Source organism: Pseudomonas sp. CFBP 13719 (assembly GCF_014842095.1).
Taxonomy (GTDB): domain Bacteria; phylum Pseudomonadota; class Gammaproteobacteria; order Pseudomonadales; family Pseudomonadaceae; genus Aquipseudomonas.
Window position 1 is genome coordinate 288,498 of the sequence record NZ_JACYVB010000006.1, and the last position, 26,356, is coordinate 314,853.

General features: G+C 57.8%; 32 protein-coding genes. 20 read left to right on the forward strand and 12 right to left on the reverse strand.

What is annotated here, in order from left to right; genetic code table 11:
* Positions 1-7: 7 nt before the first annotated feature.
* A complete protein-coding gene (locus IFT57_RS19475; RefSeq protein WP_192152359.1) occupies positions 8-232 on the forward strand; it encodes a YgdI/YgdR family lipoprotein in 225 nt (74 codons plus the stop codon).
* Here the strand turns inward: IFT57_RS19475 and IFT57_RS19480 are convergent.
* Positions 210-1,127 carry a DMT family transporter gene (locus tag IFT57_RS19480; RefSeq protein ID WP_192152360.1) on the reverse strand — a complete coding sequence of 306 codons (918 nt, stop codon included), beginning with the start codon at positions 1,125-1,127 and terminating at the stop codon, positions 210-212. The genes IFT57_RS19475 and IFT57_RS19480 overlap by 23 nt on opposite strands.
* A gap of 89 nt (positions 1,128-1,216) precedes the next feature.
* Between IFT57_RS19480 and IFT57_RS19485 the strand changes: the two genes are divergently transcribed.
* From IFT57_RS19485 to IFT57_RS19495, 3 genes are all read left to right on the forward strand, one after another.
* Complete coding sequence (locus IFT57_RS19485; protein WP_192152420.1) at positions 1,217-2,548, forward strand: aminotransferase-like domain-containing protein; 1,332 nt, start codon at positions 1,217-1,219, stop codon at positions 2,546-2,548.
* Positions 2,549-2,702: 154 nt separating this feature from the next.
* Positions 2,703-3,443: an AraC family transcriptional regulator gene (locus IFT57_RS19490; RefSeq protein ID WP_192152361.1), complete on the forward strand. Its 741-nt coding sequence runs from the start codon at positions 2,703-2,705 to the stop codon at positions 3,441-3,443.
* A gap of 68 nt (positions 3,444-3,511) precedes the next feature.
* A complete protein-coding gene (locus IFT57_RS19495; protein WP_192152362.1) occupies positions 3,512-4,453 on the forward strand; it encodes a DMT family transporter in 942 nt (313 codons plus the stop codon).
* 68 nt (positions 4,454-4,521) lie between these two features.
* Here IFT57_RS19495 and IFT57_RS19500 read toward each other — a convergent pair whose 3' ends face one another.
* Positions 4,522-5,031: an SRPBCC domain-containing protein gene (locus tag IFT57_RS19500; protein WP_192152363.1), complete on the reverse strand. Its 510-nt coding sequence runs from the start codon at positions 5,029-5,031 to the stop codon at positions 4,522-4,524.
* A gap of 108 nt (positions 5,032-5,139) precedes the next feature.
* Here IFT57_RS19500 and IFT57_RS19505 point away from each other — a divergent pair, with 108 nt between their 5' ends.
* Positions 5,140-6,027, forward strand: a complete 888-nt coding sequence (locus IFT57_RS19505; protein ID WP_244657380.1) for a LysR family transcriptional regulator — start codon at positions 5,140-5,142, stop codon at positions 6,025-6,027.
* 131 nt (positions 6,028-6,158) lie between these two features.
* On the opposite strand, the gene IFT57_RS19510 is transcribed toward IFT57_RS19505, so the two are convergent.
* Positions 6,159-6,641 (reverse strand): OsmC family protein, encoded by a 483-nt coding sequence (locus IFT57_RS19510; protein ID WP_192152364.1) that lies wholly within the window; start codon positions 6,639-6,641, stop codon positions 6,159-6,161.
* An 80-nt stretch (positions 6,642-6,721) separates the two neighbouring features.
* Entirely contained in the window at positions 6,722-7,180 is a 459-nt protein-coding gene (locus IFT57_RS19515) for a Fic family protein (RefSeq protein WP_244657381.1), read from the reverse strand.
* Between the two features lie 88 nt (positions 7,181-7,268).
* On the opposite strand from IFT57_RS19515, the gene IFT57_RS19520 reads away from it, so the two are divergent.
* Positions 7,269-7,856 carry a LysE family translocator gene (locus tag IFT57_RS19520; RefSeq protein ID WP_192152365.1) on the forward strand — a complete coding sequence of 196 codons (588 nt, stop codon included), beginning with the start codon at positions 7,269-7,271 and terminating at the stop codon, positions 7,854-7,856.
* Here the strand turns inward: IFT57_RS19520 and IFT57_RS19525 are convergent.
* On the reverse strand, positions 7,807-8,658 hold the full coding sequence (locus tag IFT57_RS19525) for an AraC family transcriptional regulator (protein ID WP_244657382.1): 852 nt from the start codon (positions 8,656-8,658) through the stop codon (positions 7,807-7,809). The genes IFT57_RS19520 and IFT57_RS19525 overlap by 50 nt on opposite strands.
* Before the next feature lie 277 nt (positions 8,659-8,935).
* Between IFT57_RS19525 and IFT57_RS19530 the strand changes: the two genes are divergently transcribed.
* The 8 genes from IFT57_RS19530 to IFT57_RS19565 all read left to right on the forward strand — a co-directional run bounded on the left by IFT57_RS19530 (position 8,936) and on the right by IFT57_RS19565 (position 14,174).
* Entirely contained in the window at positions 8,936-9,196 is a 261-nt protein-coding gene (locus IFT57_RS19530; RefSeq protein WP_122713851.1) for a type B 50S ribosomal protein L31, read from the forward strand.
* Between the two features lie 159 nt (positions 9,197-9,355).
* Positions 9,356-9,688 (forward strand): hypothetical protein, encoded by a 333-nt coding sequence (locus IFT57_RS19535; RefSeq protein WP_192152367.1) that lies wholly within the window; start codon positions 9,356-9,358, stop codon positions 9,686-9,688.
* A gap of 108 nt (positions 9,689-9,796) precedes the next feature.
* Positions 9,797-10,249, forward strand: coding sequence for a hypothetical protein (locus IFT57_RS19540; RefSeq protein WP_192152368.1), 453 nt, complete (start codon positions 9,797-9,799; stop codon positions 10,247-10,249).
* 135 nt (positions 10,250-10,384) lie between these two features.
* Entirely contained in the window at positions 10,385-11,116 is a 732-nt protein-coding gene (locus tag IFT57_RS19545; protein WP_192152369.1) for a carbon-nitrogen hydrolase family protein, read from the forward strand.
* A 123-nt stretch (positions 11,117-11,239) separates the two neighbouring features.
* Positions 11,240-11,821, forward strand: a complete 582-nt coding sequence (locus tag IFT57_RS19550) for a TetR/AcrR family transcriptional regulator (RefSeq protein WP_192152422.1) — start codon at positions 11,240-11,242, stop codon at positions 11,819-11,821.
* 59 nt (positions 11,822-11,880) lie between these two features.
* Positions 11,881-12,984, forward strand: coding sequence for an alkene reductase (locus IFT57_RS19555; protein ID WP_192152370.1), 1,104 nt, complete (start codon positions 11,881-11,883; stop codon positions 12,982-12,984).
* Positions 12,985-13,071: 87 nt separating this feature from the next.
* Complete coding sequence (locus IFT57_RS19560) at positions 13,072-13,458, forward strand: nuclear transport factor 2 family protein (RefSeq protein ID WP_122476212.1); 387 nt, start codon at positions 13,072-13,074, stop codon at positions 13,456-13,458.
* Positions 13,459-13,517: 59 nt separating this feature from the next.
* A complete protein-coding gene (locus IFT57_RS19565) occupies positions 13,518-14,174 on the forward strand; it encodes an SDR family oxidoreductase (protein WP_192152371.1) in 657 nt (218 codons plus the stop codon).
* 166 nt (positions 14,175-14,340) lie between these two features.
* Here IFT57_RS19565 and yfcF read toward each other — a convergent pair whose 3' ends face one another.
* On the reverse strand, positions 14,341-14,967 hold the full coding sequence (gene yfcF / locus IFT57_RS19570) for a glutathione transferase (protein WP_192152372.1): 627 nt from the start codon (positions 14,965-14,967) through the stop codon (positions 14,341-14,343).
* A gap of 770 nt (positions 14,968-15,737) precedes the next feature.
* On the opposite strand from yfcF, the gene IFT57_RS19575 reads away from it, so the two are divergent.
* Positions 15,738-15,917, forward strand: a complete 180-nt coding sequence (locus IFT57_RS19575) for a hypothetical protein (protein WP_192152373.1) — start codon at positions 15,738-15,740, stop codon at positions 15,915-15,917.
* Between the two features lie 211 nt (positions 15,918-16,128).
* Here IFT57_RS19575 and IFT57_RS19580 read toward each other — a convergent pair whose 3' ends face one another.
* From IFT57_RS19580 to IFT57_RS19590, 3 genes are all read right to left on the reverse strand, one after another.
* Positions 16,129-16,386: a DUF3077 domain-containing protein gene (locus tag IFT57_RS19580; RefSeq protein ID WP_192152374.1), complete on the reverse strand. Its 258-nt coding sequence runs from the start codon at positions 16,384-16,386 to the stop codon at positions 16,129-16,131.
* Positions 16,387-16,548: 162 nt separating this feature from the next.
* A complete protein-coding gene (locus IFT57_RS19585; protein WP_192152375.1) occupies positions 16,549-16,755 on the reverse strand; it encodes a hypothetical protein in 207 nt (68 codons plus the stop codon).
* A 412-nt stretch (positions 16,756-17,167) separates the two neighbouring features.
* Positions 17,168-18,436 carry a phospholipase D-like domain-containing protein gene (locus IFT57_RS19590; RefSeq protein WP_192152376.1) on the reverse strand — a complete coding sequence of 423 codons (1,269 nt, stop codon included), beginning with the start codon at positions 18,434-18,436 and terminating at the stop codon, positions 17,168-17,170.
* Positions 18,437-19,066: 630 nt separating this feature from the next.
* On the opposite strand from IFT57_RS19590, the gene IFT57_RS19595 reads away from it, so the two are divergent.
* Positions 19,067-20,410 (forward strand): hypothetical protein, encoded by a 1,344-nt coding sequence (locus IFT57_RS19595; RefSeq protein WP_192152377.1) that lies wholly within the window; start codon positions 19,067-19,069, stop codon positions 20,408-20,410.
* Positions 20,411-20,910: 500 nt separating this feature from the next.
* Here the strand turns inward: IFT57_RS19595 and IFT57_RS19600 are convergent, their stop codons facing one another.
* The gene (locus IFT57_RS19600; RefSeq protein WP_192152378.1) at positions 20,911-21,285 is read right to left on the reverse strand and encodes a MerR family transcriptional regulator; all 375 of its coding nucleotides are present in this window, start codon (positions 21,283-21,285) and stop codon (positions 20,911-20,913) included.
* Between the two features lie 73 nt (positions 21,286-21,358).
* Between IFT57_RS19600 and IFT57_RS19605 the strand changes: the two genes are divergently transcribed.
* Positions 21,359-21,808, forward strand: coding sequence for a hypothetical protein (locus tag IFT57_RS19605; protein WP_192152379.1), 450 nt, complete (start codon positions 21,359-21,361; stop codon positions 21,806-21,808).
* Between the two features lie 12 nt (positions 21,809-21,820).
* Here the strand turns inward: IFT57_RS19605 and IFT57_RS19610 are convergent, their stop codons facing one another.
* Together IFT57_RS19610 and IFT57_RS19615 are read right to left on the reverse strand one after the other, a co-directional pair.
* On the reverse strand, positions 21,821-23,428 hold the full coding sequence (locus IFT57_RS19610) for a PQQ-dependent sugar dehydrogenase (protein WP_192152380.1): 1,608 nt from the start codon (positions 23,426-23,428) through the stop codon (positions 21,821-21,823).
* Positions 23,429-23,504: 76 nt separating this feature from the next.
* On the reverse strand, positions 23,505-23,888 hold the full coding sequence (locus tag IFT57_RS19615) for a tautomerase family protein (protein WP_122794962.1): 384 nt from the start codon (positions 23,886-23,888) through the stop codon (positions 23,505-23,507).
* 94 nt (positions 23,889-23,982) lie between these two features.
* On the opposite strand from IFT57_RS19615, the gene IFT57_RS19620 reads away from it, so the two are divergent.
* The 3 genes from IFT57_RS19620 to IFT57_RS19630 all read left to right on the forward strand — a co-directional run bounded on the left by IFT57_RS19620 (position 23,983) and on the right by IFT57_RS19630 (position 26,350).
* On the forward strand, positions 23,983-24,825 hold the full coding sequence (locus IFT57_RS19620) for a LysR family transcriptional regulator (protein WP_192152381.1): 843 nt from the start codon (positions 23,983-23,985) through the stop codon (positions 24,823-24,825).
* 123 nt (positions 24,826-24,948) lie between these two features.
* Entirely contained in the window at positions 24,949-25,650 is a 702-nt protein-coding gene (locus tag IFT57_RS19625) for a glutathione S-transferase family protein (protein WP_192152382.1), read from the forward strand.
* Between the two features lie 130 nt (positions 25,651-25,780).
* On the forward strand, positions 25,781-26,350 hold the full coding sequence (locus tag IFT57_RS19630) for a TetR/AcrR family transcriptional regulator (RefSeq protein WP_192152383.1): 570 nt from the start codon (positions 25,781-25,783) through the stop codon (positions 26,348-26,350).
* Positions 26,351-26,356 lie beyond the last annotated feature (6 nt).

The following is a 26,356-nucleotide window of genomic DNA, read 5'->3' on the forward strand; positions in this document are numbered from 1 at the left end:
CAACCTCATGAAACTGAAAGCTTTTTACTATGGCGCTGTGTTTCTCTGCGCCGCTACGTTGGCGGGTTGCTCCACCAACACGGTCGTCACGTTGCAGGACGGAACTCAGTACATCACCAAGGATGTACCCGATGCCAAAACGAAAGACGGCTTTTATGAGTTCGAAGATGTTTCGGGCAAGCAGGTAAGGGTCAAGGCAGACGAAGTGGCTACCGTGAAGGAAGAGGATTGATCCTGCCGTAACGCCTGGCCCCGGCGACACAGAGGATCACCGCCACGGTGACGCCGAACATGCCAAGGCTGACCTGTTCGTGCAGCAGTACTGCGGCCAGCGCCAGGCCAAAAAACGGTTGCAGCAGTTGTAGCTGGCCGACAGCAGCGATGCCGCCCTGCACCAGGCCGCGGTACCAGAACACGAAGCCGATCAGCATGCTGAACAGCGACACGTAAGCCAGGCTCAACCACGCCGGTGTGCTGATGCCGGAAAACGAAGCGGGCGCCAACCATGCTGTCAGTGGCATCACGACCGGCAGCGCTAACACCAGCGCCCAGCAGATCACCTGCCAACCACCCAATGTTCTGGAAATTTTTGCCCCTTCGGCATAGCCGAGGCCGCAGGCGAGAATCGCCAAGAGCATCAGAATGTCGCCGGTCGGCGAGGCGGTCAGCCCTTGGGTGACGGCAAACCCGACGACCAACAGACTGCCCAGCACCGAGAAAAACCAGAACGCCGCCCGAGGACGCTCGCCACCGCGCAGGACGCCGAACGCGGCAGTCGCCAGTGGCAACAAGCCGACGAACACAACGGAATGGGCCGACGTCACGTGCTGCAATGCCAACGCCGTCAGCAGCGGAAAACCGATCACGACGCCCATCGCCACAATGATCAAAGGCAATAACTGCTGACGTGCCGGTCGCCGTTCCTTGAACAGCACGAGCAGGCACAGCGCGAGCACGCCGGCGATGGCTGCCCGTGCGACGGTCAGAAATACCGGGTCGAATTCCAGCACAGCGATGCGAGTGGCGGGCAGTGAACCGCTGAAGATCACGACACCGATGAGGCCATTGACCACCCCGCTCGCGGGTTTCACTGTCGCCTGGCTGTGCACGTCAGAGGTGCGTTCCATTGAGTGTCCACTCCATGTCGGGTTGCATGTAGCGCATCGTATGACCGACTATCGTGACAATCAAAAAATTGTCGTGGATACACTTCAAGATGGCTCGTCCCCGGTACAAGTCCCTGGTAGATACCTTTGCAGCCGATATCCGCGCCGGGCGTTTGCCGCCGGGTACGCGTTTGCCGACCCACCGCCAACTTGCGGCCACCCATGGCTTGGCCCTGGTCACCGCCAGCCGGGTGTATGCCGAACTGGAGGCCATGGGACTGGTCAGCGGGGAGACCGGGCGCGGGACGTTCGTGCGCGAGACGTCGTTGCCGCCCGGACAAGGCATCGATCAGCCGGACGTTGCAGCGGGTGTGATCGACCTCAATTTCAACTATCCGGCCATGCCAGGGCAGGCCGACCTGTTACGCGGCGCTCTCCGCCAACTGGCGCTGTCCGGCGACCTGGAAGCTCATTTGCGTTATCAGCCACATGCGGGCCGCTTGCATGAACGGGCTTCAATCGCCCGTCATCTGATCCACCGTGGCGTCACGGTCGATCCCGAGCAGATTCTGATTGTGAGCGGCGCCCAACACGGTTTGGCGATAAGCCTGATGGCATTGCTGAAACCTGGGGACGTGATCGCGGCCGATGCGTTGACCTATCCTGGCTTCAAGTTGCTGTGCAAGACATTGCACCTTGAAGTGCTGCCGATTCCCGCCACCCCACAGGGGCCGGATCTCGATGCCCTCGCTTCGCTCTGCCGCCGTCGTTCGGTGCGCGCTGTCTACACGATGCCTACGCTGCACAATCCGTTGGGTTGGGTGCTGCCCGCGGACCAGCGCGAGCGGTTGGTGGCGATCGCTCGCGAGCATGACCTGACGATCATTGAAGACGCAGCCTACGCGTTTCTGGCGCAGGATCCGCCGCCACCCATCATTGAGTTGGCGCCTGAAAGAACGTTTTACGTGTCAGGGTTTTCCAAGAACATCGCCACCGGCTTGCGCGTCGGCTTCGTCGCAGCCCCTGTGCATCGAGTGGACGCGTTGAAGCGCACGGTCAAGGCCACAACCTGGAACACACCCGGCGTCATGACCGCCATCACCTGCGCCTGGCTCGACGATGGCACGGTCGACGCGCTGGAGACGCAAAAGCGCGCGGACGCGCAGGCCCGGCAGGCGTTGGCTGACACGTTGTTGTCAGGCTTGCCGGTGGTGCGTCATCCCTCTTCGTACTTTCTGTGGCTGCCGTTGGCGGAGGATGCACGGGCGGATCAAATCGCCCTGGAACTGATGCGCGAGCATGTGTCGGTCTCGACGGCCGAGCCGTTTTCGATCTCGGTTCATGTCCCTCATGCACTACGGCTGGCGCTTGGGTCGGTGAGCATGGACGCCCTGCGTGAGGCGCTGAGCACCGTAAAGCGGGTGGTGGGGGCGTATATCTGATCCCAGTTCACCCAGGTACGAAAACGAGAGACCACGTCGTTCTACTCGACGGCCGAATGCGATATGAGGTCAGGTTGGGCGTGTGGCAATCAAACATCGCCCGGCTTAAGTGCTAAAATTCCTCGTCCCTGGACTCCGCCCGAGTGATGCACTCATGCTCCTGAATCTCGAAATCCGCAGCTATGAGTGTGAAAACCCTCATCACTCCCACGATCATGCTCAATTGGTCCTGCCGGTTCGTGGCCAGATGGAAATCGATGTAGACGGTCGCGGCGGGAGCATCAATCAGTCATTGGCCGCCGTGGTGAGGCCAGGCTCGGTGCACTCTCAGCTCAGCCGCGCAGACAGCTGTTTTCTGGTGCTGGACTGCGCGCCGGCTCTGCTGGAGACACTTCAGATGGAGCATCTGGCTCGAAAGACGTACGTACCTATCTCCCCTGCGACACGGCGGCTGATCGAGTTCGCCGAGCTCATCGGCAACAAGCGGCTAGCCTTGGACGCTCCACAGTTGAGCTCGCTGCTTCTCTCCTCTCTCGGCCCTCACACCTACAGTTCCCCATCCGCCATCGAGCAACTGGTCGCTCGCTTGCGGGCTAACCCGGCGGCAAACTGGAGCAACGAGGTCATGGCCCAGGCTGCAAACATGAGCATGAGTCAAATGCACCAGCGATTTCGGCAAATGTTTGGAATGAGTCCTCAGGCCTGGTTGACGAGGTTACGCATCCAGGAAGCTCAGAGATGGCTGCGTGGCACTTCCTTGCCGATCGCCGAGATTGCCTTGCGTACAGGGTTTTCCGATCAGGCATCGCTGACTCGAACCATGCAACGTGTGAGCGCCGTCACTCCGGCGGTCTATCGCAAAGCGCAAAAACATTCTGGGAAAAAAATGCCGTAGTTACCGACAATACTCTCCTGGTTCGGCGCTTCAGACTTTCCCCGTTCAAGCTACGGAGCACGGGTGGAATGTTTACTGATCGATCGCTGTTGAAGGGTATTGTTTATGGTGTTTGCGCGGGATTGTGCTGGGGAGTGATTTTTCTTGGGCCACAGCTCACCCAAGGCTTGAGCGGCCTGCAATTCGCAGTGCTTCGATTTCTTTTTTACGGTGCGATTTCAGCTGTTCTGCTTATGTCCCGGTGGCGGCAGGTGTGCGCAAGCCTTACTCGAGCCGATTGGAAGTCACTCTTCTGGCTCAGCCTGATCGGGAATCTCGTTTACTACGCGCTGGTAGGTACCGGGGTGCAACTGGTGGGAATTGCAACGACGTCACTGATTGTCGGGCTCATCCCCGTGTTGCTGACCTTGGCAGGTCGGCACGACACCAATGCCGTCTCCCTGCGCAGACTCGCCCCCTCGCTGTGCTGCGCAATGGCCGGCGTTGTACTTATCAGTTGGCATGCGCTGATCAATGGCGACACGCCTGAAACATCGCCAGCCATTGCGGGTATTCTCTGCGCCACAGGTGCGTTGGTTGCGTGGACTTGGTTCGCCGTCCGCAATGCTCGGCGGCTGATTCAGCTCACCAGCATTTCCTCCAATGACTGGGCACTGCTGACCGGCATCATGACGGGCGCTCAGTCGTTGCTCCTGGCGGTGCCTGTGCTGGTTTTTCAGGCAGATGCACATAGCAGTTCAGAATGGCTGCATTTTTTTCTGGTGGCCTGTGGTGTAGCCCTTCTTTCCTCGGTTATTGGGGGCGCGTGCTGGAATCAGGCAAGTCGGCTTCTGCCGTTGGCACTTAGCGGGCAAGTGCTGGTGATCGAGACGCTGGCAGCGTTGGCTTTTGGATTTGTATGGGAGCATCGGTTACCCGATACGTACGAGATAGCGGCCATTACGTTGCTGGTCGCCGGGGTTGTCTGGTGTCTGAATTGCCATCGTGCTCCTCCTACACTTGCAAGCTGATCAAACCCGCTCGTGAGCGTGGGCAACGGATGTGCTGATCTGCCGAACTGACAGCCAAGCGAATTCAATCACTGACCGATGGACTTCGCAGCGTTGACCAAGCCATCCAGCCAGTCCTGATGGCCATTGATCATCGGATTGGGTCTGGCTTTGGCTAGATCCTGCGCAGGTTTGCCCTTCTGGGTCTCCTGGGTAAGGATGCGCACCCGTCCATGGGGCAGATCCTCGATCAGCCAGGCATGGTGAACATCCAGGCGTGTCTCGCCTTCACCCGCCCAGCCATGCCAGGCAATCCGGCCAGGTTCGGTCGAGGTTGGCGGCACATGCTCATTGCACAGCGCCTCTACAGGAAACCCGAAAGTCTCAAAATAGAAGCGCACGCCAGCAGCCAGATCAGGCCCAACGTGATCGTGAAAGCGCACGTTTGCAGAGTTCGCGTAGTACGAAGGCCACTGCTGGGCCTGACTCAACAGCGGCCACACCTGTACAGCACTCAAACCCGCAACGATCACTTCGTTGGAAACGAAGTTCTCAGTGAAGCCGGGCAAAAAGCCCTCAGGCCAGATGATCTCGTTCATGAAAGTCTCGGTAGCTGATGTAGGGAGTGCGCCATGATCGGTGTAAGCTTGAAATAACGCCAATTGCGATATTTTATCCAGCACATCATGAATACTGATATCAGACACATGGACCTGAACTTGCTCAAGGCCCTCGACGCGTTGCTCGATGAGCGCAGCGTCACCCGTGCGGCCGATCGGCTGTCCCTGAGCCAACCTGCCGTCAGTGGCATGCTCAACAGGCTGCGGGAAAGTTTCGGCGATCCGCTCTTCGTGCGCGCCCAGCGTGGCATCGTGCCGACAGTGCGAGCCGGGCAATTGGCGGCACCGGTCAAGCAACTGCTGGCTGACATTGAAGCCTTGCTGCAACCCCAGGGGTTCGATCCACTCAGTGCCAACTTGACGCTTAATCTGGCATCGACCGACTATGCGTTGCGCGCGGTCGTCGTGCCGTTCTTGCGTGCACTGAGGGAACGGGCTCCGAACATCCGGGTTGCGGTGCAGCCCGTTGATGATCAGCAGCTTGCCTCCCAGATGGACCAGGGCGATATCGATCTGGCGCTGGTCACACCCGACACAACACCCGCAGGGCTACACACTGCCCCGCTGTTCGATGAGCAATACGTCTGCGTCATGAGAACTGACCACCCTGACGCGCTCAACGGCACGATCTCACTGGATCGTTTTTGCGCCGTGGACCACGTATTGGTTTCGCCCTCCGGTGGAGGATTTCGAGGCGTGACAGACGTTGCCCTCGAACGCATTGGCCGGACACGTCGAGTCATCTCATCGGTGACCAGCTTCTTGATTCTTCCGGAACTCCTGATGCAGAGCGACCTGATTGTCGTGGTCCCCCGGCGCCTGGTATTGCATCAAAATGGTCTGTGCCTGATGAAACCCCCGGTCGAGATTCCGGGCTTCAGCAAGACGCTGGTCTGGCATGAAAGGACGCACCGCGATGCAGGCCATGAGTGGATACGTTCGCTTCTGCTCGAAACGATCGAGTTGCTTGACTGACGAGGGCATGAAAAAACGAAAGCCTGGCGCATGTCTGATTGCTTGGACACCATCGCGGCGGTGAGGTCATCCAGGCAGTTGCGTAGATTTTTGAGAGGGTGCCCGACTAGGCGGACACCCTCTCTGGCTAACTAGGCACTTGGGCTTATCGATATTTCGGGTGCGTGGCTGACTGGGAAGTTTACCGAACGAGCAATGAAGCATTTTTCATGAGCCACTTTGTGAAGCGTCTGAGCTTTTGCGATATCAGACCCCGATGCCAGCACCACTTTCGGCCTCAGAATAACTGAGGTGAACTGACCGGCGCCGTTGCTCTCCTCGAGCATTGTTCCTTGAGCGTTGTCCTCGTAGGCCACCACAACGATACCGGCCTCGGCGCAAAGCCCAAGGTACCAAAGCTTGTGGCACGCAGATAAGGATGCCAAGAGCAATTCCTCGGGATTCCAGCGCGTGGGGTCTCCTCGAAAACCGGGATCTGACGACCCCTCTATGGGTGTTTTGCCGTTGGCTGCGATTACGTGCGCCCGGCTGTAACCCCGATAGGATGACGTTCCTATCCCGTTGTTGCCGGCCCAGGTTACCTGGACTTCGTACTCGTGCGTTTTATCTACCATTGATCCCTCCTGGGAACGTTTTCGAAAAGTCCGTCAAAGAACGGGCCCATTGAGTAAGCACCCATTGATGAGGTAGCGAATCAGCGCAACCCAACGTCTGAGGTCGCCCGGCTATAGGCGATCTGTGGCACGTCGAGAAATGTCAGTGGGCAGAGGTTGGCGCGGAACAGGGGCAGATTCGCCGCGAGCCGTGAGCTGCGCTTGTTGATATCGGCAAAGGGCCGCAGATAGGGCAAGTGCACCATCACGAAAAAGGATTGCTCGAACGGATCGGTAATCTGATTGGCCTTGCTCAGCACTTCGTCCAGTAGCGGCTCAATGAGGCCAGGTGCAGACAGCGGGCGGTACACGCTTTTGCTGATATCTACCGCATGCTGGCGAATCCGACCTTCATCGGCAGGGTTGGGCAGCAGGTTTTCTGCCAGTGGCGCAATTGTGGCGCGATTTTGAGAATCGCGCCAATTTGTGGCGCGATTTATGGCGCGATCTGCAGAATCGCGCCAACTGTCTTGGACGTTGCAAGAGACAAACGCCGGCAACGACAGCGTCCGGGAGCAATTTTCTTCAATACAGCCCCTCCCATGATCTCTACCGTCAGTGCTCCCTCACCCGTATTGAAGGTGCCTGATGAGTATCATCGTTTCCATGGCCGTGTTCGCGTTGGCCTCTTCCATAAGCCCCGGCCCGGTCAATCTGGTCTCCCTGAGCTGCGGTGCACACCACGGACTGCGGGCCGCCCTGCCCCACGTCACGGGGGCGACTCTGGGCTTCATCCTGCTGCTGTTGCTAATGGGCCTGGGACTGCATGAAGTGCTGAACCGCTGGCCGTGGTTGACGCAGCTGATTCGCATGGCTGGGGTGATATTCCTGCTGTACCTGGCCTACAGGCTGGCAAGCAGTGATGGGCGAGTGAACACGGCCCACGTGCAGACACGACCTTCCGCCTTCACCGGCGCACTGATGCAATGGCTCAACCCGAAAGCCTGGCTCGCGTGCCTTGCGGGCATGGGCGCATTCGTCGCCGACGGCGATGTGCGAATGGTGTGGATGTTCGCACTGATCTATCTGGTGGTCTGCTGGCTATCGCTGGCCAGTTGGGCCTGGGCCGGTGCCTCGTTGCGCGACTACCTGAACAACACTGCCAGACTGCGCGGGTTCAATCGCGTCATGGCCGCGCTGCTCGGGGGCTGCGCCGTGTATCTATTGCTAGAGTAGGCACGCCACGATAGTGCCCTGGCGTCGTAGCCAAGGCGCGCTTGAACAGCCGCTGCAAGTGCGCTTGATCCGCAAAACCAACGCGCGCCGCGACCTGGGCGATGTCCTCCCCCTGGCGCAGGCCATCGCGGGCCAACTTGAGGCGGCAATCAATCAAGTACCCATGAGGCGTAAGCCCATGGCACGCTTTGAAAGCGCGGATCAGATAGGAAGGTGAAAGCTGTACGGCCGACGCAATATCCTCCAGACGCAACGCATCGGCGCAATGCTCACGGATGAATTCCGCTGCCTGAGCCATCTTGTGCGGTTCACTTTTGGCGTCATCGCTGGCCGGTTGCAACCGCTTGACCAATCGCTGGAAGAACCCCCGCGTTGCACCCTGCATGATAGTTGGCGGGCAGTCGCTGGCAGTGAGCGTGCGGTACAGATTGTCCAGCTCGTCAAACAGACCGGCGTCGGCGCTGTAGGTCTGCGCAAAAGGCACGAAGCCCTTTCGCGCCCCAAAACTTTGCTGCTGTTGCAGATCCGCGAGCCACTGGGCATCCACGTAGAACATCCGGTAGGCCCACGGCTGGTCGTGGACGGGGTTGCATGCATGCACGACACCGGGATTCATCAGCACCACGCTACCGGCACCGATGAGGCGGCTGCTGTTACCGTTGAGGTAAGTGCTTTGCCCCTGCGTGACCGCGCCAATCGAGAACGTCGCGTGAGAGTGGCGCGCGTGGCTGAACGTGCGGCCGTCCTCGACGTTGCGGATCTCCAGGTGTGCGAGCGCAGGATGACGCCAGTAGTGAGACATAGGTCCTTCCATCCCGTGGGGCTGGCATGCAGAAAGGAGGCAGCTTCGCCGTTGGGCACGATCGAGCTTGATCCTGAGCTTATACCCAGGGTCCGCTCTCGGCCAACTGCTGTCGTGAGGGCAGAGAGCAGCGATGCTGAGCCGGCGCACTCATTGCTGCTGCGTAATAAGCACGCCGATGGCGCTACCCTAAAAGAGATCAGCAAGTGAGTACTGGAAAAACCAGCCACCGATATGTTATGGTATAACATATTACTGATAACATGAGGCGATGACTATGAAACCCGGAATTCACCCTGACTACCGTACGGTCCTGTTCCACGACACGGCTGCGGACGTCTATTTCCTGATCGGTTCGACAGTGGAAACGGATCGAACCCAGACCCATACGGATGGCAACGTGTACCCGTATGTCGCCCTCGACGTCTCGAGTGCTTCACACCCTGTCTACACCGGCCAGGTCCGCAAGACTCAGGCGGAAGGCCGTATTGCCGGGTTCAACAAGCGTTTTGCCGGGTTCGCGTCCAACAACAAGTGACCCTTCATGGAACAGTGTCGCTGGAGCCAGTGCGCCCCGCTGGCTTTTGTCCTGGCGACACGCCCACTCGGCTGCACGTCATATATCGTGTTGCCAAGCCCTTTATCGCGACGGTATGCAGTTAGACTGTGCACACATTTCAGGTATGGATCCCGAGCCGTGAGCGTGATTCTGATCAGCATTGTGTGCATCATCTTCTGGACCACTGTGTCATGGCTCTCAGGCACTGCGGAGCCGTGGGACGCAGCGGGTTACTGGACCACTGTCTACCCAGCGGCGCTGGTGCTGTCAGCCATTCTGGGGGCAATGTTTCTACGCTTCAGCGTGATAGCAGGCGCGATAGTCATGTTCGCCCAACTCCCGGTAGTCGTAGTGTCTGCCGGCGTTTCGCCCCTGCTGGCCGCGGGGATCATCTATGTCGCCCTCCTTTCCATTCCCGCAATGATGATCTCCTGGGGGTCCGGAAAACTACGGCGTTTTTGCAGCCGTTGAATGGCGGCAGGCTGCTGGCCCCTCTGCTCGGAATTGATCCTTACAGTATCGGGTGATGAGGCATCGGAGATGCTCCGATGGCTAATATCCTCGATAAGGAGATGCGAGATGAAGGATCAGGACAACCATGCGCTAGTGAGCACGTTGATATTCCCTATTGCTCCCATCGTGGTGATTTTCGCGCTTTCGGCTCTCTGCGCAGATATGTGGCACGCAGCCCATTACACGCCGGGTGAAGATGGTGGTGAAGTTGAGCCTGCCATGGCGCTTATTCTGATACCGCTGCTGCTGACGATTCTTGCCATGGTCCTTGCAGGAATGACTGCACTCAATCGCTGGGTCGCTCGACGGTTCGCTCCGGGCATCTGGTGGCGCCTCGCAATGGCGATTCCGCGAGTGCTGCTGGCGGGCCTTTCACTGCTGCTTTTTCTCGTCTCCGCTGGTTTCTTCATGGGCGACGTGACGGCCATAGGACACTGGCAGGTAGTTTGCGCCTGGATTGCCTGCCTCATCGTAGTAGCGACGTTCGTTGTTCAGCAGTATCGGCGCCTGACTGAATGAAAATCCTGTGCCAATCACTCCCTGCCCCATGCATTTTCAAAATGCCGATGATCGTGCAGCATGCATTCATGATTCGGAAATTATCGAGCGCGGGCTGTGTGGCGCTAGAACTGACCTACTTATGGGCGTTGAGAAATGAAGCTGATTGCCGCGCAAATCCTCTCCGTACCTGGAGACTATGAAGCGAACATCGCCAAACACATGGAGGTCATCCACCAAACTGCAGGCCATGGTGCCCATGTCGTAGTTTTTCCCGAGCTGTCCCTCACCGGTTACGAACCTAAGCTTGCCGAAGCCTTGGCGGTGTATCCAAGCGATAGCCGTCTTGACGTGTTCCAGCGATTAAGCGACCAGTATGGAATGCTCATCGCCGTTGGTGCGCCAACCAAGGGACTTGAAGGCACCGAGATCAGCATGATCAGTTTCCAGCCTGGGCTTGCGCGCACGTGCTATTCGAAACAACATCTACACACGGATGAACTGCCCTACTTCGCTCCGGGCGCCCAACCGTTGGTGCTGAACCACGCGGGTTCTATCCTGGCGCCCGCCATTTGCTACGAATCACTGCAACCCATCCACGCCGAAGAAGCCGCACAGTCTGGCGCTCAGGTGTATCTGGCGAGCGTGGCCAAGTCCGAAAGAGGCGTTGCGCTGGCGAACAGTCACTATCCGATGATTGCGAAAAGGCACTCCATGGCAGTGGTAATGGCGAACTGCGTAGGCGCCGCCGACGACTTCGTGGCGGCGGGTGGTTCTTCGATCTGGAACAGTCGAGGTGAAATCCTCTGCAGTGCTGGTGTAGATCAGGAAGTGTTGATTGCGTATGACATGCAGACTGGCGAAGCGGGGGTTTTTGGCTTGGTGTGAAACCCGACACCTGATGTCGCGGCAGAGGACATTGCCGGTTACTTGCGCGCAAGCGTGACGAGAGTACTACACAGAAAAATCTTGTAGACGACCGGTCGGTATGTGTTTACCATGCCGCCCATCATGAAGAAACCAGCTCAAGACATGCGGCAGCACATCATCGATGTGGCTCGTTCGCTGATGACCAACAAAGGCTATACGGCCGTTGGCTTGGCCGAAGTGCTGAGCACGGCGGGTGTGCCCAAAGGGTCGTTCTATTACTACTTCAAGTCGAAGGAAGAGTTCGGCCAGGCTTTGCTGGAAGAATATTTCTCCGAGTACCTGGGCCGCGTGGACGCGCTCATGGCAAAGCCTGGAAGCGGCGCCGAACGCTTGCTGGCCTATTTCAACTACTGGACTGAAACCCAAGGCACTGACCTGCCCGAGGGCAAATGCCTGGTGGTCAAGTTAGGCGCAGAGGTCTGCGATTTGTCTGAAGACATGCGCGCTGTGCTCGAAGTCGGTACGGCGAAAATCATTCAGCGCATCACCGCATGCGTGGACATGGGCGTAGCCGACGGCAGCCTTCATCCAGAAGGTGACCCAGCGGCCTTTGCTGAATCACTCTATCAGCTATGGTTGGGCGCCTCCCTGCTGGTCAAGGTGAACAGATCCACAGAGTCCTTTTCAAAAGCTTTGACCATGACCAAGCGCCTGCTGCAGTAGCACGCGCTTTTTATTTACCCAATTTAGTAGACGACCGGTCCACTATTAAGGTTTCGAACATGAAAGACATCACCAGCACCACTGACCTGTTTTCCCCCGTACGCATGGGTGCCATTGAACTGGCGAACCGCATTGTCATGGCGCCCGTCACCCGTAGCCGTTACGCCGAAGCAGGTATCCCCACCGAGTTGCACGCCACTTATTACGCTCAGCGGGCCACCGCTGGATTGATCGTGGCTGAGGCGACCAACATCTCGGCTCAAGGTCGCGGCTATGCGGCGACCCCTGGCATCTGGAGCGAGGAGCAGGTAGCGGGTTGGAAAAAGGTCACCGATGCGGTGCACGCTGCAGGTGGCAAGATCGTCAGTCAGCTCTGGCATGTAGGGCGCTTTTCAAGCGTCGACCTGCAACCCAATGGCGAGGCGCCGGTAGCACCTTCCGCTATCCAGGCAGAGGGTAATACCTACACAACCGATGGTTTCGTACCTGTGTCCATGCCGCGTGCGCTCGAAACCGCCGAGATTCCCGGCATCATCGAGCAGTACATACACGCAGCCAAGAATGCCAAGCGCGCGGGTTTCGACGGTGTAGAAGTGCATTCGGCCAACAGCTACCTGCTGGACCAATTCCTCCGCGATTCCACCAACCAACGTACAGACCAGTACGGCGGGTCCATCGAGAATCGCGCGCGTCTGACCCTTGAAGTGACCCGAGCGATCGTCGATGTCTGGAGCAATGACCGCGTAGGCATTCGCCTGTCACCGGTGACACCCGATGCGGGAAACACGCCACCGGACAGCAACGTCATGGGCCTTCATGGCTACCTTATCCAGCAGCTCAACGCGCTCGATCTGGCCTACCTGCATTTTGTCGAAGGGGCCACAGCCACCTCCCGAGAAGTGCCGGAAGGTGTCGACATGGACGCATTGAGTGCCCAGTTCAATGGTCGGTTCATTGGCAACAACAACTACGACCTGGAGATGGCGGTCGAGCGGCGCGCAGCGGGCAAGATCGACGCCGTGGCATTCGGCCGGCTGTTTATTTCCAACCCAGACCTGGTCGCGCGCCTGCGCCACGGTGCCGAGCTGACCATTGCGCCTCGTGAGTCGTACTACGGCGGCGGCGCCAAGGGCTACACCGACTGGCCATTGGGTAATTACTAAGACCAGCACTCACCTCTCCCCTGCCCGGATTGTGCAGGTCGATCTAACCCCGTGATCCGTCGAATCCAACTTCAGGAGAAACACCCTATGAGCAACAACATCAAAGCCGTGCCAACCAGCGATTACAACGCCGTCATCGAAACCGCCAGCAACTATGTCGAAGGCTTGCGTGCAGGCAACGTTGCCATCATCGCGGAAGCGTTTCATAAAGACGCCGTGATGTACGGTTTCACCAACGGTCAACTGTTGGGCGGGCCGATCAGCAACCTGTATACGTTTGTCGAAACCAACGGCACGGCGCCAGACATCAGCACTCGTCTGGACGTGCTGGCTATCACTCCGACCACCGCTGTGGTACGCGTCGATATGGAAAAAGACGCGATCGGCGCTGACTACAACGACTACCTGACGTTGATCAAAATCGACGGTGCCTGGAAAGTCATTGCCAAGGTTTACCACCAATTCGAGGGCTGACTGCGCAGGCCTGTGCCGGTGCAAGCCGCACCGGCACTTCCCCATAACAGGAGCAACCCATGTCCAGAGTTTTTGTCATTGGCGCCGCCGGTAAAGTCGGCACACGCCTTGTTAGTCTTCTTGTCAGCAACGGTCACGACGTAGCCGCACTGCATCGGCAGCCAGCGCAATCGGCAGCCCTCACTGCAACGGGAGCGCAGCCAGTTCTCGGTAATCTGATCGAACTGGATGCCGCTCAGTTGGCAACACTGATGGCGGGCAGTGATATCGTCGTTTTCACGGCCGGTGCGGGCGGCGCAGGTATCGAACTGACCAATGCCATCGATGGCAAAGGGCTGGAAACCGCTGTTGAGTCAGCGCAACTTGTCGGGGTGCGTCGCTTCCTGTTGGTCTCGGCATTTCCTGAAGCACTGCGCGGTACCGACACCTCCGAGGGGTTCGAGAATTACATGCGCGTGAAAAAAGAGGCCGATGTTTATCTGGCTTCTTCGGAACTGGAATGGGTAATCCTCAGGCCAGGAACATTGGTTGATGAACCAGGTACGGGCAAAGTTCGGGCGGGGTTGGCTATCCCCTATGGTGAAGTCCCTCGCGATGACGTAGCGGCTTTTTTAGCGGCGTTGGTCGACTGCCCAGATGTGTCCCGGCAGATCATCGAACTTACGCAAGGCACCGTGCCGATCGATCTGGCTGCAAGCACACTCAGCCAGCGATAATTTTCAAAGACGACTGCCCACTTTGAAGCGCTGATCACCCGGCTGGTCGTGGATGGCCATGACAGCCTGGCGCGCTACCTTGCTCAGTCACAGCCGTGTAAAGACACGCACTGAAGCCAACCGGTTTGAAGGAATACTGATGTCCCATCACCGGCCAGCCTGCGATCTAAAGCGGCGGACGCTCAAGGGCGACCCAGGCCTGCACGCTAGAACGCTGCCATTGACGTTGCGCGTAGTCCACCAACGCTGAAGGCACAGTATCGCCATTGAGTATCAGGCGGTTGAGCATGAGCGCCAGATCGACATCCACTATCGACCATTGCCCGAAAAGATTTTCTGCGCCGTCTTTGAGCAGCGCTTGCGCCGTATAGAACAACTTGTCCGCTGACTCACGAGCCGTCGGCGACAAAGGGCCATATTGCTGACCATAGAAAACCCCAACGGTGGAACGCTCCTGCCTGATGGGCAGCAGATCGCTGCGAATCCAGGCCTGAACCTGCCGCGCTTTTGCCAAAAGCCGAACATCTTTTGGATAAACCGGCACTTCGGGGTAAACGCTGTCGAGATACTCCGTGATCGCTGAAGATTCCGACAAGGCAAAATCTCCATCCACCAAGGTTGGGACCCTCTGGGTTTGCGAGAGAACAGCGTAGGCATCTGCCTGGTGTTCAAGTTTCTGCAGGTCGAGTGCGCTCATCGCAAAATCGATGCCTTTCTCGCGCAGTGCAACAAACACCGACAGGGCATAGGGGCTGGTGAACTGCGAATCGACGTACAAGTGCAAACGGCTCATGGACTGATCTCCTTATGCAGAAGACTCCACGCTACGAGATTAAGCAAAGAGAGGGAAATCAATGATTTTCATGGGGGTATTCTTGGTAGGAATGGGCGGTGTTGGGGTGTTGGTCTGGATAGGCTAGGGTCTGGGTCGATAGTACCCAGCCCACGCATTTATCGGCTCAGGCGAGTACCGGCTCGGTGCGGACCATGGCAGTCTCGAGGTACGAATCAAGCGTCCCAGTGGCTACGCGATTCCAGACCAGGCGTTTAAAGGTTGGCACAAGTGACAGCTTGTTTGATATCATAGCCTCGTCAGCACAGACCGGAACCTTCGCTTGAAGGGGTGTTGATTTCGGAGCGAAAGCTCTCCCAGCCAGTGTGCGGGATAAGGCGCAAGCCGAAAGAACAGGCCGATATTGAGACACGGAAAAAGCCCCTGTGCGCAAGCACAGGGGCTTTTTGCTTCCTGTCACACCGACTTTCCTTTATTGCGCATCTCCAGTACGTAACGCGTGTTGAATGCTTTCCCTTTGGGCAGCGAGTGGCGACCCCAGGTATCAACCTCATAACGCTGATGACGTGCATTCGCAGTAGATTCGTCGTTTCGGCGGGCTTGGTGAGGGAAAAGAAAATCGCGTAATCATGTAGATCCAGGCAAAAGTACCTCTGGCCACTGTTCTTGCTGTTATGCGGCACTACCATTCCGGTATAGAAGCGGCGCTCTATGTAGTCACGCAGCTGGGTGCTGCAGTGGTACCGCGAAGGGCAGAAGTATCTACGTTCATGCTTGTGCCGCAGTGGCTCACCGTAGCCTTTATCGTCCGTGAAGCAATGAAAGCCGAATTCGAAACGGACGGTCAGCTGGTTACCAGCCACCTCGAAGGTCATCTCGAACGGCTGCAAATGCGCCATACTCTTGGTAACACCGTTGATGACCAGATGATTCCATTGCATGTTCAGTAGCAGTCCAAGCGCCCTGTGAAGCGGGCATTGTATCGTTGCTGAGACAGATTGCATTCCGCGTCCAGGTAGACCTTTCCAACATACCGAGATGAGCCATCACTTGATGCCAGAATATCCCTGCGGTTGGCATGCCGTGTGGCTGCTTTGGCTGCGTTGCGAGACTTGTGTTTGGCGCGATCAACAGAATGAATCGCGCCAATCTCCTTCCAAGTCACTCGCCGCGAATCAACAACGCATCTACCAATGCCTTAGCCCCTTCGATGCAATGCACCGTGGCGCCACCCAGTCCTGGATCCACCACTCGGGCATCGCACATTTCAGATGCCGAAGCATGGGCGCACGTCAGCAGATGGGACAATTGCGTCAAGGCATCTTCCAAGGCAACACCCGAGTTGACGCTGAATATCGGCTGCCGGTCCGAGCCATGGCGGGCGAACGGCAAGACGTTGGTTTCCGTGATTTCGATCATGGTCAATCTCCTTATCTACGATGAACACGCCAATAGGCCTACCCATAAGCAGGCACCTGTGGGAGCAAGCCCTGCCCACAGGCAGGCATCTGTGGGAGCAAGCTCTGCCCATAGGCAGTCACCTGTGGGAGCGGGCTCTGCCCGCGAATGCCGCGCCGCGGTCTATGTCCGCCAGAACTGCCAAAAGCGCCGCGGCGGCTGACTCTCGCGCTGCGCATTTCTCCGCGCCTGCTCCATCAACGCACGCTGACGCTTGAATCGCTCAGCCAGCACACGGCCATCGGTTTCAGAAAAGTCTGTCGGGAAATGAAACAACGGGTGATCGGAAGGTAGATGAACAACGGGTGGATCGGGGGTCGGCTTGACCATGATGCAACTCCTGACGGCTCGATTGAACCGCCACCTTCCGCTGCTAAACGAAAAGGGTGGCAGCTGTACGCGGGTTAGCAGACCGGACCGTCAGGCACCCGGCGCACCCGAAGGTGCCCCACGCACAGCCGCCATAGATCGACACTGTAGGCGAAAAAAAACGCCGACAATGGGTATGGAGGCGCAGTGCGCCTGACGAATTGTTCGAGCTGCTAAACCCGGTCGCTGAATTGGCAGCGACGGGTGTGAGGTTAGCGGAGGTGGTGGGGGATGGCAAGGTTGGGGGGAAAGGGAATTGCTGGCTGAGGGGGATGGATGAGCAACTGCTTTCGGCCAATAGCAGTCATTGTATGACTATCAAAGACGGGGCAATTCATTAGCTTGAATTCGCACCGTTTTCGAGAGAAACCTTTTAAGTGCCCCGTACGTCGAAACCGAGGAAGCGGAGTGCTTTGGCCATTCGGCCATTTATGGGCGGGGCCTCATGGGGGTGGAGCGTTCCCACCAGTTCCAGGGCGCAGAACCGACCAAACATTCTGATTCTGTACTTAGGGTCGTAGATGACGGCGCAGATTCGAGCTGCGAAGTCGTCACTGCCATGAATCAGGTGGATCAGCGTGTTTTGAACGCGCTGCAAGTTGTTGTCGTTGTTCTGCCAGAACTTCGCTGGCAGTGCGGCGGCACCACCTTTGGTAAGCCGGAGCTGCTCGAGGAAAGCATGTACGCACATCAAGGTCTCAACCAACTCCTCGCGGCTGCAGGCCCGGATCGCCTCTGGTGATCCTAAGCCTCGTTGTAGAGTATCGATCAGCTGGAGGTAGTTGTTGGGTATGCGGGGGGCGTTGGTGGCCGTCCATTCAGCTCCTAGGTCCATGATCAGGCCCTTTCGATCCTCTGGCGCTCGAAGCGCCGCGTTCTGCCAGGCCTCGGCACCTATGGCGTGCTCCAGGCGAACCCAGTTGAGGAAACGGTTGGTTTCGACTCCCACCGGCACGCCGACGAATTCAGGTCGGCGGTATCGCTGCTCCACCAAGATCGCCGTGACCTCCTCGAACGCAGGTAGGTACTGCTCGTAGATCGTCTTTTGCAGCTCGCCGAGGTAGAGCTGCTGGCTGGTTTTATGCGCGCCGCCCACCGTAACAGTGGCTGGAACCACCGCGTCCAGCTTGTTGAAAGGCTCGTCGCGGTTCGCTATACGGCTGGACTGATTCCATGCTGCCTTGAACTGCTGGTAGACCTGTTTCGTCAGCACCTCGGCGCTATCCCAGACCTGAGCGAAGAACTCCCCGACCTCCTGGACTCGCTCTTCATCGCCCGGTTGGTCGAGGAGAATTACTGCTTCGCGGTTGTTGATCAGACCACCCCCGGTCAGGTTCGAAGATCCGAGCATGGCCACGCCATCGAACAGATACACCTTCGCGTGGAAATTGTCTGTGAAATACCGGACTGCGCAGTTGCCGGCAGTTAGCACCTGGTTCAGCGCATCGGGTTGGGTAGAGGCATTGAGACCCACCAATAGCTGAACTCTGGCGCCCCGACGCACTGCTTCGACAATCTCGTTGGCACGGGTAAAGTAGGGTGCGGCCAGACGGATGTGCGATGCGCTGGCCATCAATCGCGTGTACGGCCGCAGCACCTGATCCTGGCCAAGGCTGTTGGTGTAGATGCTCGAGTTGTTCATGCAGGCTTCCAGTCCATTTGGCAGGCCTACAGGCTGGCACCAGTGCTGCTGGAGATCAACGGGCGATCGATGTTCGTTGTAGATGAGAAAGTGCCTTACCAAGCCGCACCACTTTTCGTTCGAGCAGGGGGGAGTGCGGTTTAAATCGCTCCAGATTTCGAATACACCTCCAAGCCTCAACGGAGACCTGTTGGGCCATTGCGGAACAGTCCGCTACTGGCCGATAGCTGACGGTGATTGCGCATGACGCACGACTATCTGCTTCGACGGTGGATATGTACAAGTAGCGTTGTAGCCCTTGTTGGGTCGCTCTGCGGATTCACCCAGCAGCCAACGAAGCGATACCGGTTGATTACTCGGACGTTTGCCGGGCGATTGGTGTGTACTGGATGTTTTGAAGGCCAAGCGCTGGAAGACTGTGAGCAGCGGTTTATTCATGCCCGAGAATGCGCGGTAAGCGATGAGGTGACCAGGCATCCGTGGGATGTGTTGCACGACATTGCGCCCAGCCTTGATATGCGACAAGCTTTTTCGTACGCTCCCACTAAGGGCCATTAAATTTTTTTGAGGCTTAACGTTCCGTAAGAATCGGTAAAATGGGTGAGCTTATGATTTTAATGGTGATTTTTTATGTCAGTTAATGAGTCACGCATCACCCACGATTTATTGATTCAGCACTTCGGCCTTGATCCCTCCTTGTATGTATTCCAGCTTGAAATAATTCAGCGAAAAGATCATCCTGAAAAGTTTGATATTGCGAAGAAGGAGTATGAGTCAAATCTCGCCGGCCACCCTAAGCGGGCGGATATTGCAGCAAAATTATATGTCGGGGATCAGTTTATAGCTCATTTAACTGGGAGCTATCTCAAGTCCGAAATTGAGGGCTTGTCAGAAAATGGGAAATTCTTTTATCCAATATGTACTCGTCAAGAAATAGCGCGAATAGAAGCTGTGTCGAACGTTGATGATTATCTGCTCAAACTTCGAGCGGAAACTGTAGTTGATGACCCAAGGCTCGCGAGAATTTTTTTGAAACGTCGGGACTCTGCGTCAAGTAGTTGGTCTTTGACCTCATACTATGATTCATATGATTTTGAAGAGTATATCGATTATCTTTCGGCGGAACACGCAAGTGAATGCAGAAATATATCATATGGATACGTGCTATCTAGGGATCCGCATGGCGTCTGCATAAACACTAGCTTTGGCAAAGTGGTTGTCCTCTCTGAGGCGCTTAGACATTTCTTGTTCTACATGAATGCCTATTTCAAAGGCCAACTAGAAGGGTTGGACGGAAAAGATACCCAGGCTTGCCTTTTAATTGCTTGTAGAACTATGCTTTTAACCGAATCTCAAGATTTCGATTTGGATCCGAGAGGTGAACTTCCTCCGCAAATCAGGAGTTACTGCAATGCCTTAGTAGAAGACCAAGTTAAATTTATTATTGGGCATGAGTTTGCACACGCATTGCTGGGTCACTTTGGAAGTGCAGCAGATTCAACGAGTAATCCAGAGTTATTCTCTGTAAGCCGCAGCGGGCATTGTGAGAGATTCTACACCCCCAGACAGTATCAGGAGTTTGAGGCAGACGCTGGTTCAATCTTGCATGCTGATTATTCAGATCAGGGATGCTCATCTATCTTGAATGCGGCTGTGCTGTTCTTTCTTTACCTAGACTTGTTCTACGCTGTTTCAGATTATATCAATCCGCCTTTTAACCCTTCCAATACGCACCCAGACCCCATTGAGAGGATCAAAGCTCTCCGAAAAACGGTGCTAGAGGCTCGGACGGCAGATATGTCTACCTTGTATTCTGAGCAGGATGTTGAGGATTGGATAAAGTGGGTTTCGAACATTAAGGACTTTCTAGTGAGCGAAGTTCTTCCATTCGAAATTGATGAGTTTGAGAGGTACGGGTCTGTCTATCTACCATCGTATCGCACGGAAGTTTTGTTTGATCGCTTCGATTTTTAATCGTGGTTGGCACGGGGGCGCTGAACAGTCACGTCCCGCCGATAATGAGAGGGACATACAGCCTGGGGAACGGCTTTGGGTCGAGTGCGATCATTGGTGATAGACAGGTTATGGCCGGTAGCGGTCGGCTTCTCAATGTCCGCTTCTGGCCGAAAGCAGCCCTTTCCGCACGTAGTCATCGACCGCCAGTGATTTACACCATTCGCAGCGTTGTTCCAAACGACAGCTGCTACCCTCGCAGATATCACACCTCCAACATCTGCCGCACGCCGCAAGAAGACCACTCTCGAAGCAAACACCTACCCCATGCGGATAAGGCTATCAACTGGATCGACATCTTCGAAGCTCTCAAAGCGGGAACGGCGGCTGTTATCCAACGCATTCCAGAAACGATGCACCAAACGCCCGATCAGGGGATGTTGCTGGTAAGTCCTGCTAACCGTCACGCACAACCCGCCCCACGCCACCCTCCTTGAACGCCGGCACCAGCAAAACATCATTCAAGACACAGCAATCTGACCCGCCCCCATCAGGGGACAAACCTGCACGGCTCGCTCAGCCAATAGGTTGCGCAGAGCATGCATCTGTCCGATGCGCTCGTCCAACAAGGCGATTTTCTCTGCGAATAACTGAGCCAGCAGATCGGTGGACGCTTCTTCGCTGGTCCACAGCAACGGCAGATTTTCCCCGATCTCCCGCAGTGAAAATCCCAGCTGCTGCGCGAGCTTGATATATCCAACCAGTTGCAGCGTCTGCTCGGCATAAAACCGATAGCCGTTGGCAGCACGACCCGGCTTGATCAAGCCTTTCTCTTCATAGAACCTCAGGGTATCGACTGACACGCCCGCCTTCGCTGCCACTTCTCCGATCTTCACCCGTCAATTCTCCCTTTGACTCTGGACCTAACTCCAGGCTTTAGCCTGCGGGCTCCAACTGTGAGGGGTGAATATGATCAGCGTAAATAGAAATCTACAGATCGTTCGGGCCAGTGCTGTTTACGATCTTGTAGTCACTGTGGGCTTCATGACGCCTTGGACGGCATTGCTGGTTTTTGAAGGATTCGCAGCGCTGTCCGCTGCGCTGGCATTGGACCGAGCGGTCCCCACGCTGGACATCACCGCAATGCTGTTCGCCAACCTGCTGGGCAGCATCGTGGTGATCTGGTCGATATGGCGGCTGGTGCAACCGAGCCGCAGCATTGGTTTGTATGACGCACTGGCGAGAGTGCTGTTCGCTGCCTGGCAACTGTTTGCAGTAGCTCACGGCGCCAGTTTTCTGATTCTGGTCTTCACGGTTTTCGAGGTGGCCTTTGCCATTGCGCAACTGCTGCCGACAGACAATCCACGAGCGGTTCAAACGCAGACAAGCCCTGGGGGTTCTGGTCTCGGTGCGCGGTAGCCGAAAGCCTCGCTATGGCGTGACTCGCAACAGCTTCGCATCGAGCCCATCGGTCAGCACGTAGATCGACCCATCGGGAGCTACCTTGACGTCGCGCATGCGCTCGTCCATTTCCCCCAACAGCAATTGCTGCTCGACGATCTTCTGCCCGCTACGCACAATGCGGCGCACGGCACGCTCTTTGAGTGCCGGGACCAGCAAATCGCCTTGCCATTGGGGAAACAGTGGACCGCCGTAGATGGCCAGACCAGCCGGTGCAATCGACGGCGTCCACTCCAGGAGTGCGTTCTGGTAGCCAGGCAAACGGGTGAATGGCGTTATTTTCGCGAACGGATAGTCGATACCGCCCGTGACGATGGGCCAGCCGTAGTTGCCGCCCGGCACGATGCGGTTGACCTCGTCACCACCACGCGCGCCATGCTCGGTGATCAGCAAATCGCCCGTTGTCGGGTCGACGGCGATGCCCTGCACATTGCGGTGGCCAAGGCTGTAGATCTCCGGAGCCACGTCGGTTTTACCCATGAAAGGGTTGTCTGCTGGTGGACGACCGTCGCGGTCGATTCTGACCAGCGTGCCGAGATCGTTTGCAGGATTCTGCGCTTCTTCGCGTCGCTCGCTGCCGTCGCCTAGCGCGAGCACCAGGGTCTGGTCGCGAAGAAAGGCAATGCGCCCGCCATTGTTGCCGGCGCGAGGTTTGAGCGTGGAGCTGAACAGTACGCGGACGTCGTCGATCCGATCATTCGCCAACGTGGCACGCACAAGGCGCGTGCCGTTCGCACCGGCGTCGCCATAAGCCATTGTCAGGTAAAGCCAACCGTTGTGTTCGAACTGCGGATCCAGCGCGACCTCCATCAATCCCGCGGTACCGCCCTGCTGGAAGATGGGCGGCAGCCCGTCGAGCTTGATCTGCGCAGACGCGCCATCGGCAGCGATGGCCAGGAGTCGTCCTTCCATCTCGGTGACCAGGACGCGGCCGTCTGGAAGAAACGCCACCGACCATGGGCGGTTCAGGCCCGTCGCAACCGTCTGGACCTTGTAGCTGGTGGGATCTACCCTCGCTGGCGTATCGCCGGTGCCAGGGGGCATGGCGAAAAACAACATGGCGGGCGCAGCGATGAGAACCGCCACCACACCCGCCTGACGCCACTGCCCTGCTCGGCTGGACGAATGAGCAGTCATGACCGAAGGCGCGCTCAGACGCGCATACAGCCACCCGCCGACGATTCCCGTCAGCGACATCAGGCCATGGCCAAGGGCTGTGCGGGTGCCCGGCAATGCGGGCATCGGAATCACCGAGCGCATCAGCCAGAAGACGAAACCCAGCCCACACACGCTGGCCGTGATGAAAACGAACCTGCGCCAGGAAGCTGGGGTGAAACGCAGCACCCAATGGCCTGCCAACACCGCGAACGACAGCGCCAAAAAGGCTATGCCGGCCATGACCGGAGCAAACCGCGCGAGGTCTTCGAGCGTGGTCCAGGCTCGGAGGGACAAGGTCACCGGCGCACCGAGGCGAATCAGTTCGGCAAGGTTGAGCTGAGTCTGCACGACGCTGGCAATGGCACCCGTCGCCAGCGCGGCGACGAGCAGTGCCCTTATGTAATAGATCGCGGCCTTCATCCGATGCCTTCTCTGCCTGGCTTTCAATGCGTGGAGATTAACCGCAAACACTGCACGACAGCACTCAAAAACCAGCCTACCCGCGGCCCTTCGCCCGATCGGCCTGAGTCCGCCCGTCATACCCCCAATCGGTTGCCGGATGCTCCTTTACAACGATGTAGGTCGCCGGGTGAAGGTCCGGCAGGGCCCGTCGGAGCAACGACATGGCACTTGCGATAAAAGCAGTTTTTTCCTCCTCCGAGTTCGTCCCTGCGGTCACGCTGACCTCAAGATGCGCCGCCGCGGGCTGGTCGTCAGCGCCGACGGTCCAGCGATGTGCCCCCGGCACTTCAATCAGCACCGAGGTGAGGTCCCGGCGTTTGCCCAGCGCGTTGGCGATCAGGTCAGTCAATTCGGTGCACAGCTGGCGGCCCTGGTCGAGAGACGGCTCGTGCGACAGCGTAAGTCTGGCAAAAGGCATTTTCGTTCTCCTGGCGGTGATGGAGATCGAAGTCTATTTGAGAAAAACGAAACTATACTCGAGACTTTCCACACCCCAGGTTTGAGTTTTCCTCATGATTGCGGACATTCCCTCCCCTCTGCTTCGCACCTTCGTGGCGGTGGTCGATTGTGGCTCGCTGGCCGCGGCGGCCACGCGCATTGCGCGCAGTGAGTCGGCGCTCAGCCTGCAGATCGCCCGTCTTGAACGCATCGTGCGCCAGCCGCTGTTCGACAGGGATGGCCGGGCATTGCGGCTCAACCCTGTCGGGGGGCTTTTGCTGGGCCATGCGCGCTCAATCCTGGGTCGCATAGACGCCGCGCGTGCGGAGCTTGCGCCGGGCACCGCAGCGCCGGTTCGACTCGGCGTCGTGCAGGATTTCGTGGCAGGGGTATTGCGCCCCACGCTTGCAGACGTCCTCGCCGCCACCCCTGACGCCGCTTTTTCAATTGTCGTGGCCAGCACGGCAGAACTGCTGCAAGCCATAGGCGAGGACCGCATCGACGCCGCCTTGTGTGCGGGTGAGCCGTTTGGCGGCAGCGTGGTCACCCGGCTTCCCATGGAGTGGTTCGGCAACCCGGATCTGCTGCTCGGTGACGTGGTGCCGCTGGTGGGCATTACCCTGCCCTGCCCGTTTCTGCTGGCCGCGCAGCGGGTGCTGGACGCCGCCGGGCGTCCGTGGCGCATGGCGCTCACTACCCCAAGCCTTGACGGTGTACGTGCGGCGGTCGAAGCAGGACTGGGGATTACCTGCCGCACCGAAGCGGGCTTCTGCCTACCGGCAATGACGGGTACAGCGCTGCCGCCCCTGCCGGAGATCGCCTATTCCATCGTTGAGCGACGTCGGGGCGATGCAGGTACGCGTCTGGCCGTCAGCAGAATGCGAGAGCACCTTGAAGCCGTGGCGCATCACTCGTAAAAAAAGCGAATAGTTGTGCCTAACAAACGTTAGGTAGCCTATTGACGTGCTCTCAAGAGGCGCCTATGGTCTGTCTACCTAACAAGCGTTAGGCCAGACTGCTCAACTTTTCAGGACCCACCCATGACTTCCAAACTGCAGCTCTTCACCTCCCCTTCGGCTTTCCCCAACCCGCAGCGCCTGCGGTTGTTCATGCACGAAAAGGGCATTGCCGATCAGTTCGATGAAACCATCTACGACATGGCGCCGGGTGGGGAGCAGCGCAGTTGGCGCCATCTGAACATGAACCCGTGGGGTGAAACGCCGACCTTGCAGTTAGCCGATGGCAGCTACCTGGCGGAAACGGCGGCCATCGCGCGTTACCTCGACCAGTCCTATCCAGGCCGCAAGATCATGGGCGAAACCGCGCTGGAACAGGGCCTGGACACCATGTGGGACAACCGCATCTGGGTGCATATCCTCTATCGCATCGTCACCGCGTTCCACGTGCTGCACACCGGACTGGGCTTCAAGCTTGAACTGACCAAGAACGAAGCGTGGGGTGAGCACTGCCGCAAGGAGGCGCTGATGCATGCCGCCCTGGTCAATCGCCATCTGGCTGACGGCCGTGAATGGCTGCTGGGCGGTGCCGAGCCGACGTTCGCCGATATCACTTTGGCAACCGCCATCGCCTTCTCCAAGTTCCCGGTCAACGCCACCCCGCTGGACGAGCGTTTCGAGCATCTGGACAGCTACTGGCAGCGCTGGCAGCAACGGCCAGCCTTCCAGGCGGCCTACGCTGACCGCAGCAGCGGCATACCAGAGCTGGATTCGCCTACCGCGTGATTGGTCGCAACGGGTAGCAATGGCCGAGGCCGCCATCCCCTGGCGGCCTCGGTACGCGTCATGCCGAGCCCTTTTGCTTTAAGATGCCGCGCTTCCCCGAGAACTCGTCCTACGTACGAAAGGCACCCCAATGAGCAGCAACGCCCGCGAGGCCATACTCTTGGCTGCCCGAAACATTGCCCAGTCGCAGGGCTACAACGGCCTGAATTTTCGCGACCTGGCGAATGAAGTCGGGATCAAGCCGGCCAGCATCTACTACCACTTTCCGAGCAAGGCCGACCTCGGCGTTGCCGTAGCACGGCGCTACTGGGAAGACGGTGCGGCTGCGCTGGAAACCATTTCCGAGCAGACCCCCAACCCTGTCGAAGCGCTGCAGCGCTTCCCCGAGATCTTTCGACGCTCGCTGGAGGCTGACAACCGGCTTTGCCTGGGCAGCTTCGTGGGGGCCGAAACCGATAACCTTCCCCCGGCCATGGCCGAGGAAATCCAGGCCTTCGCGCAGGTGAACATTGCCTGGTTGAGCCGGCTGCTGGTCGAGGCGCAGGTGTGCGAACCGGCTGCAAGCGAGGTACGTGCGCGGGCTATCTTTTCGGCAGTGGCCGGCGCTCAACTGGTTGCCAGAAGCCGCTCGGACATCTCGCTGTTCGATACGCTGATCGAGGCCTATCGGGCTTACGGGCCCCTGCCTCCCCGTCAGTAGCCTGCA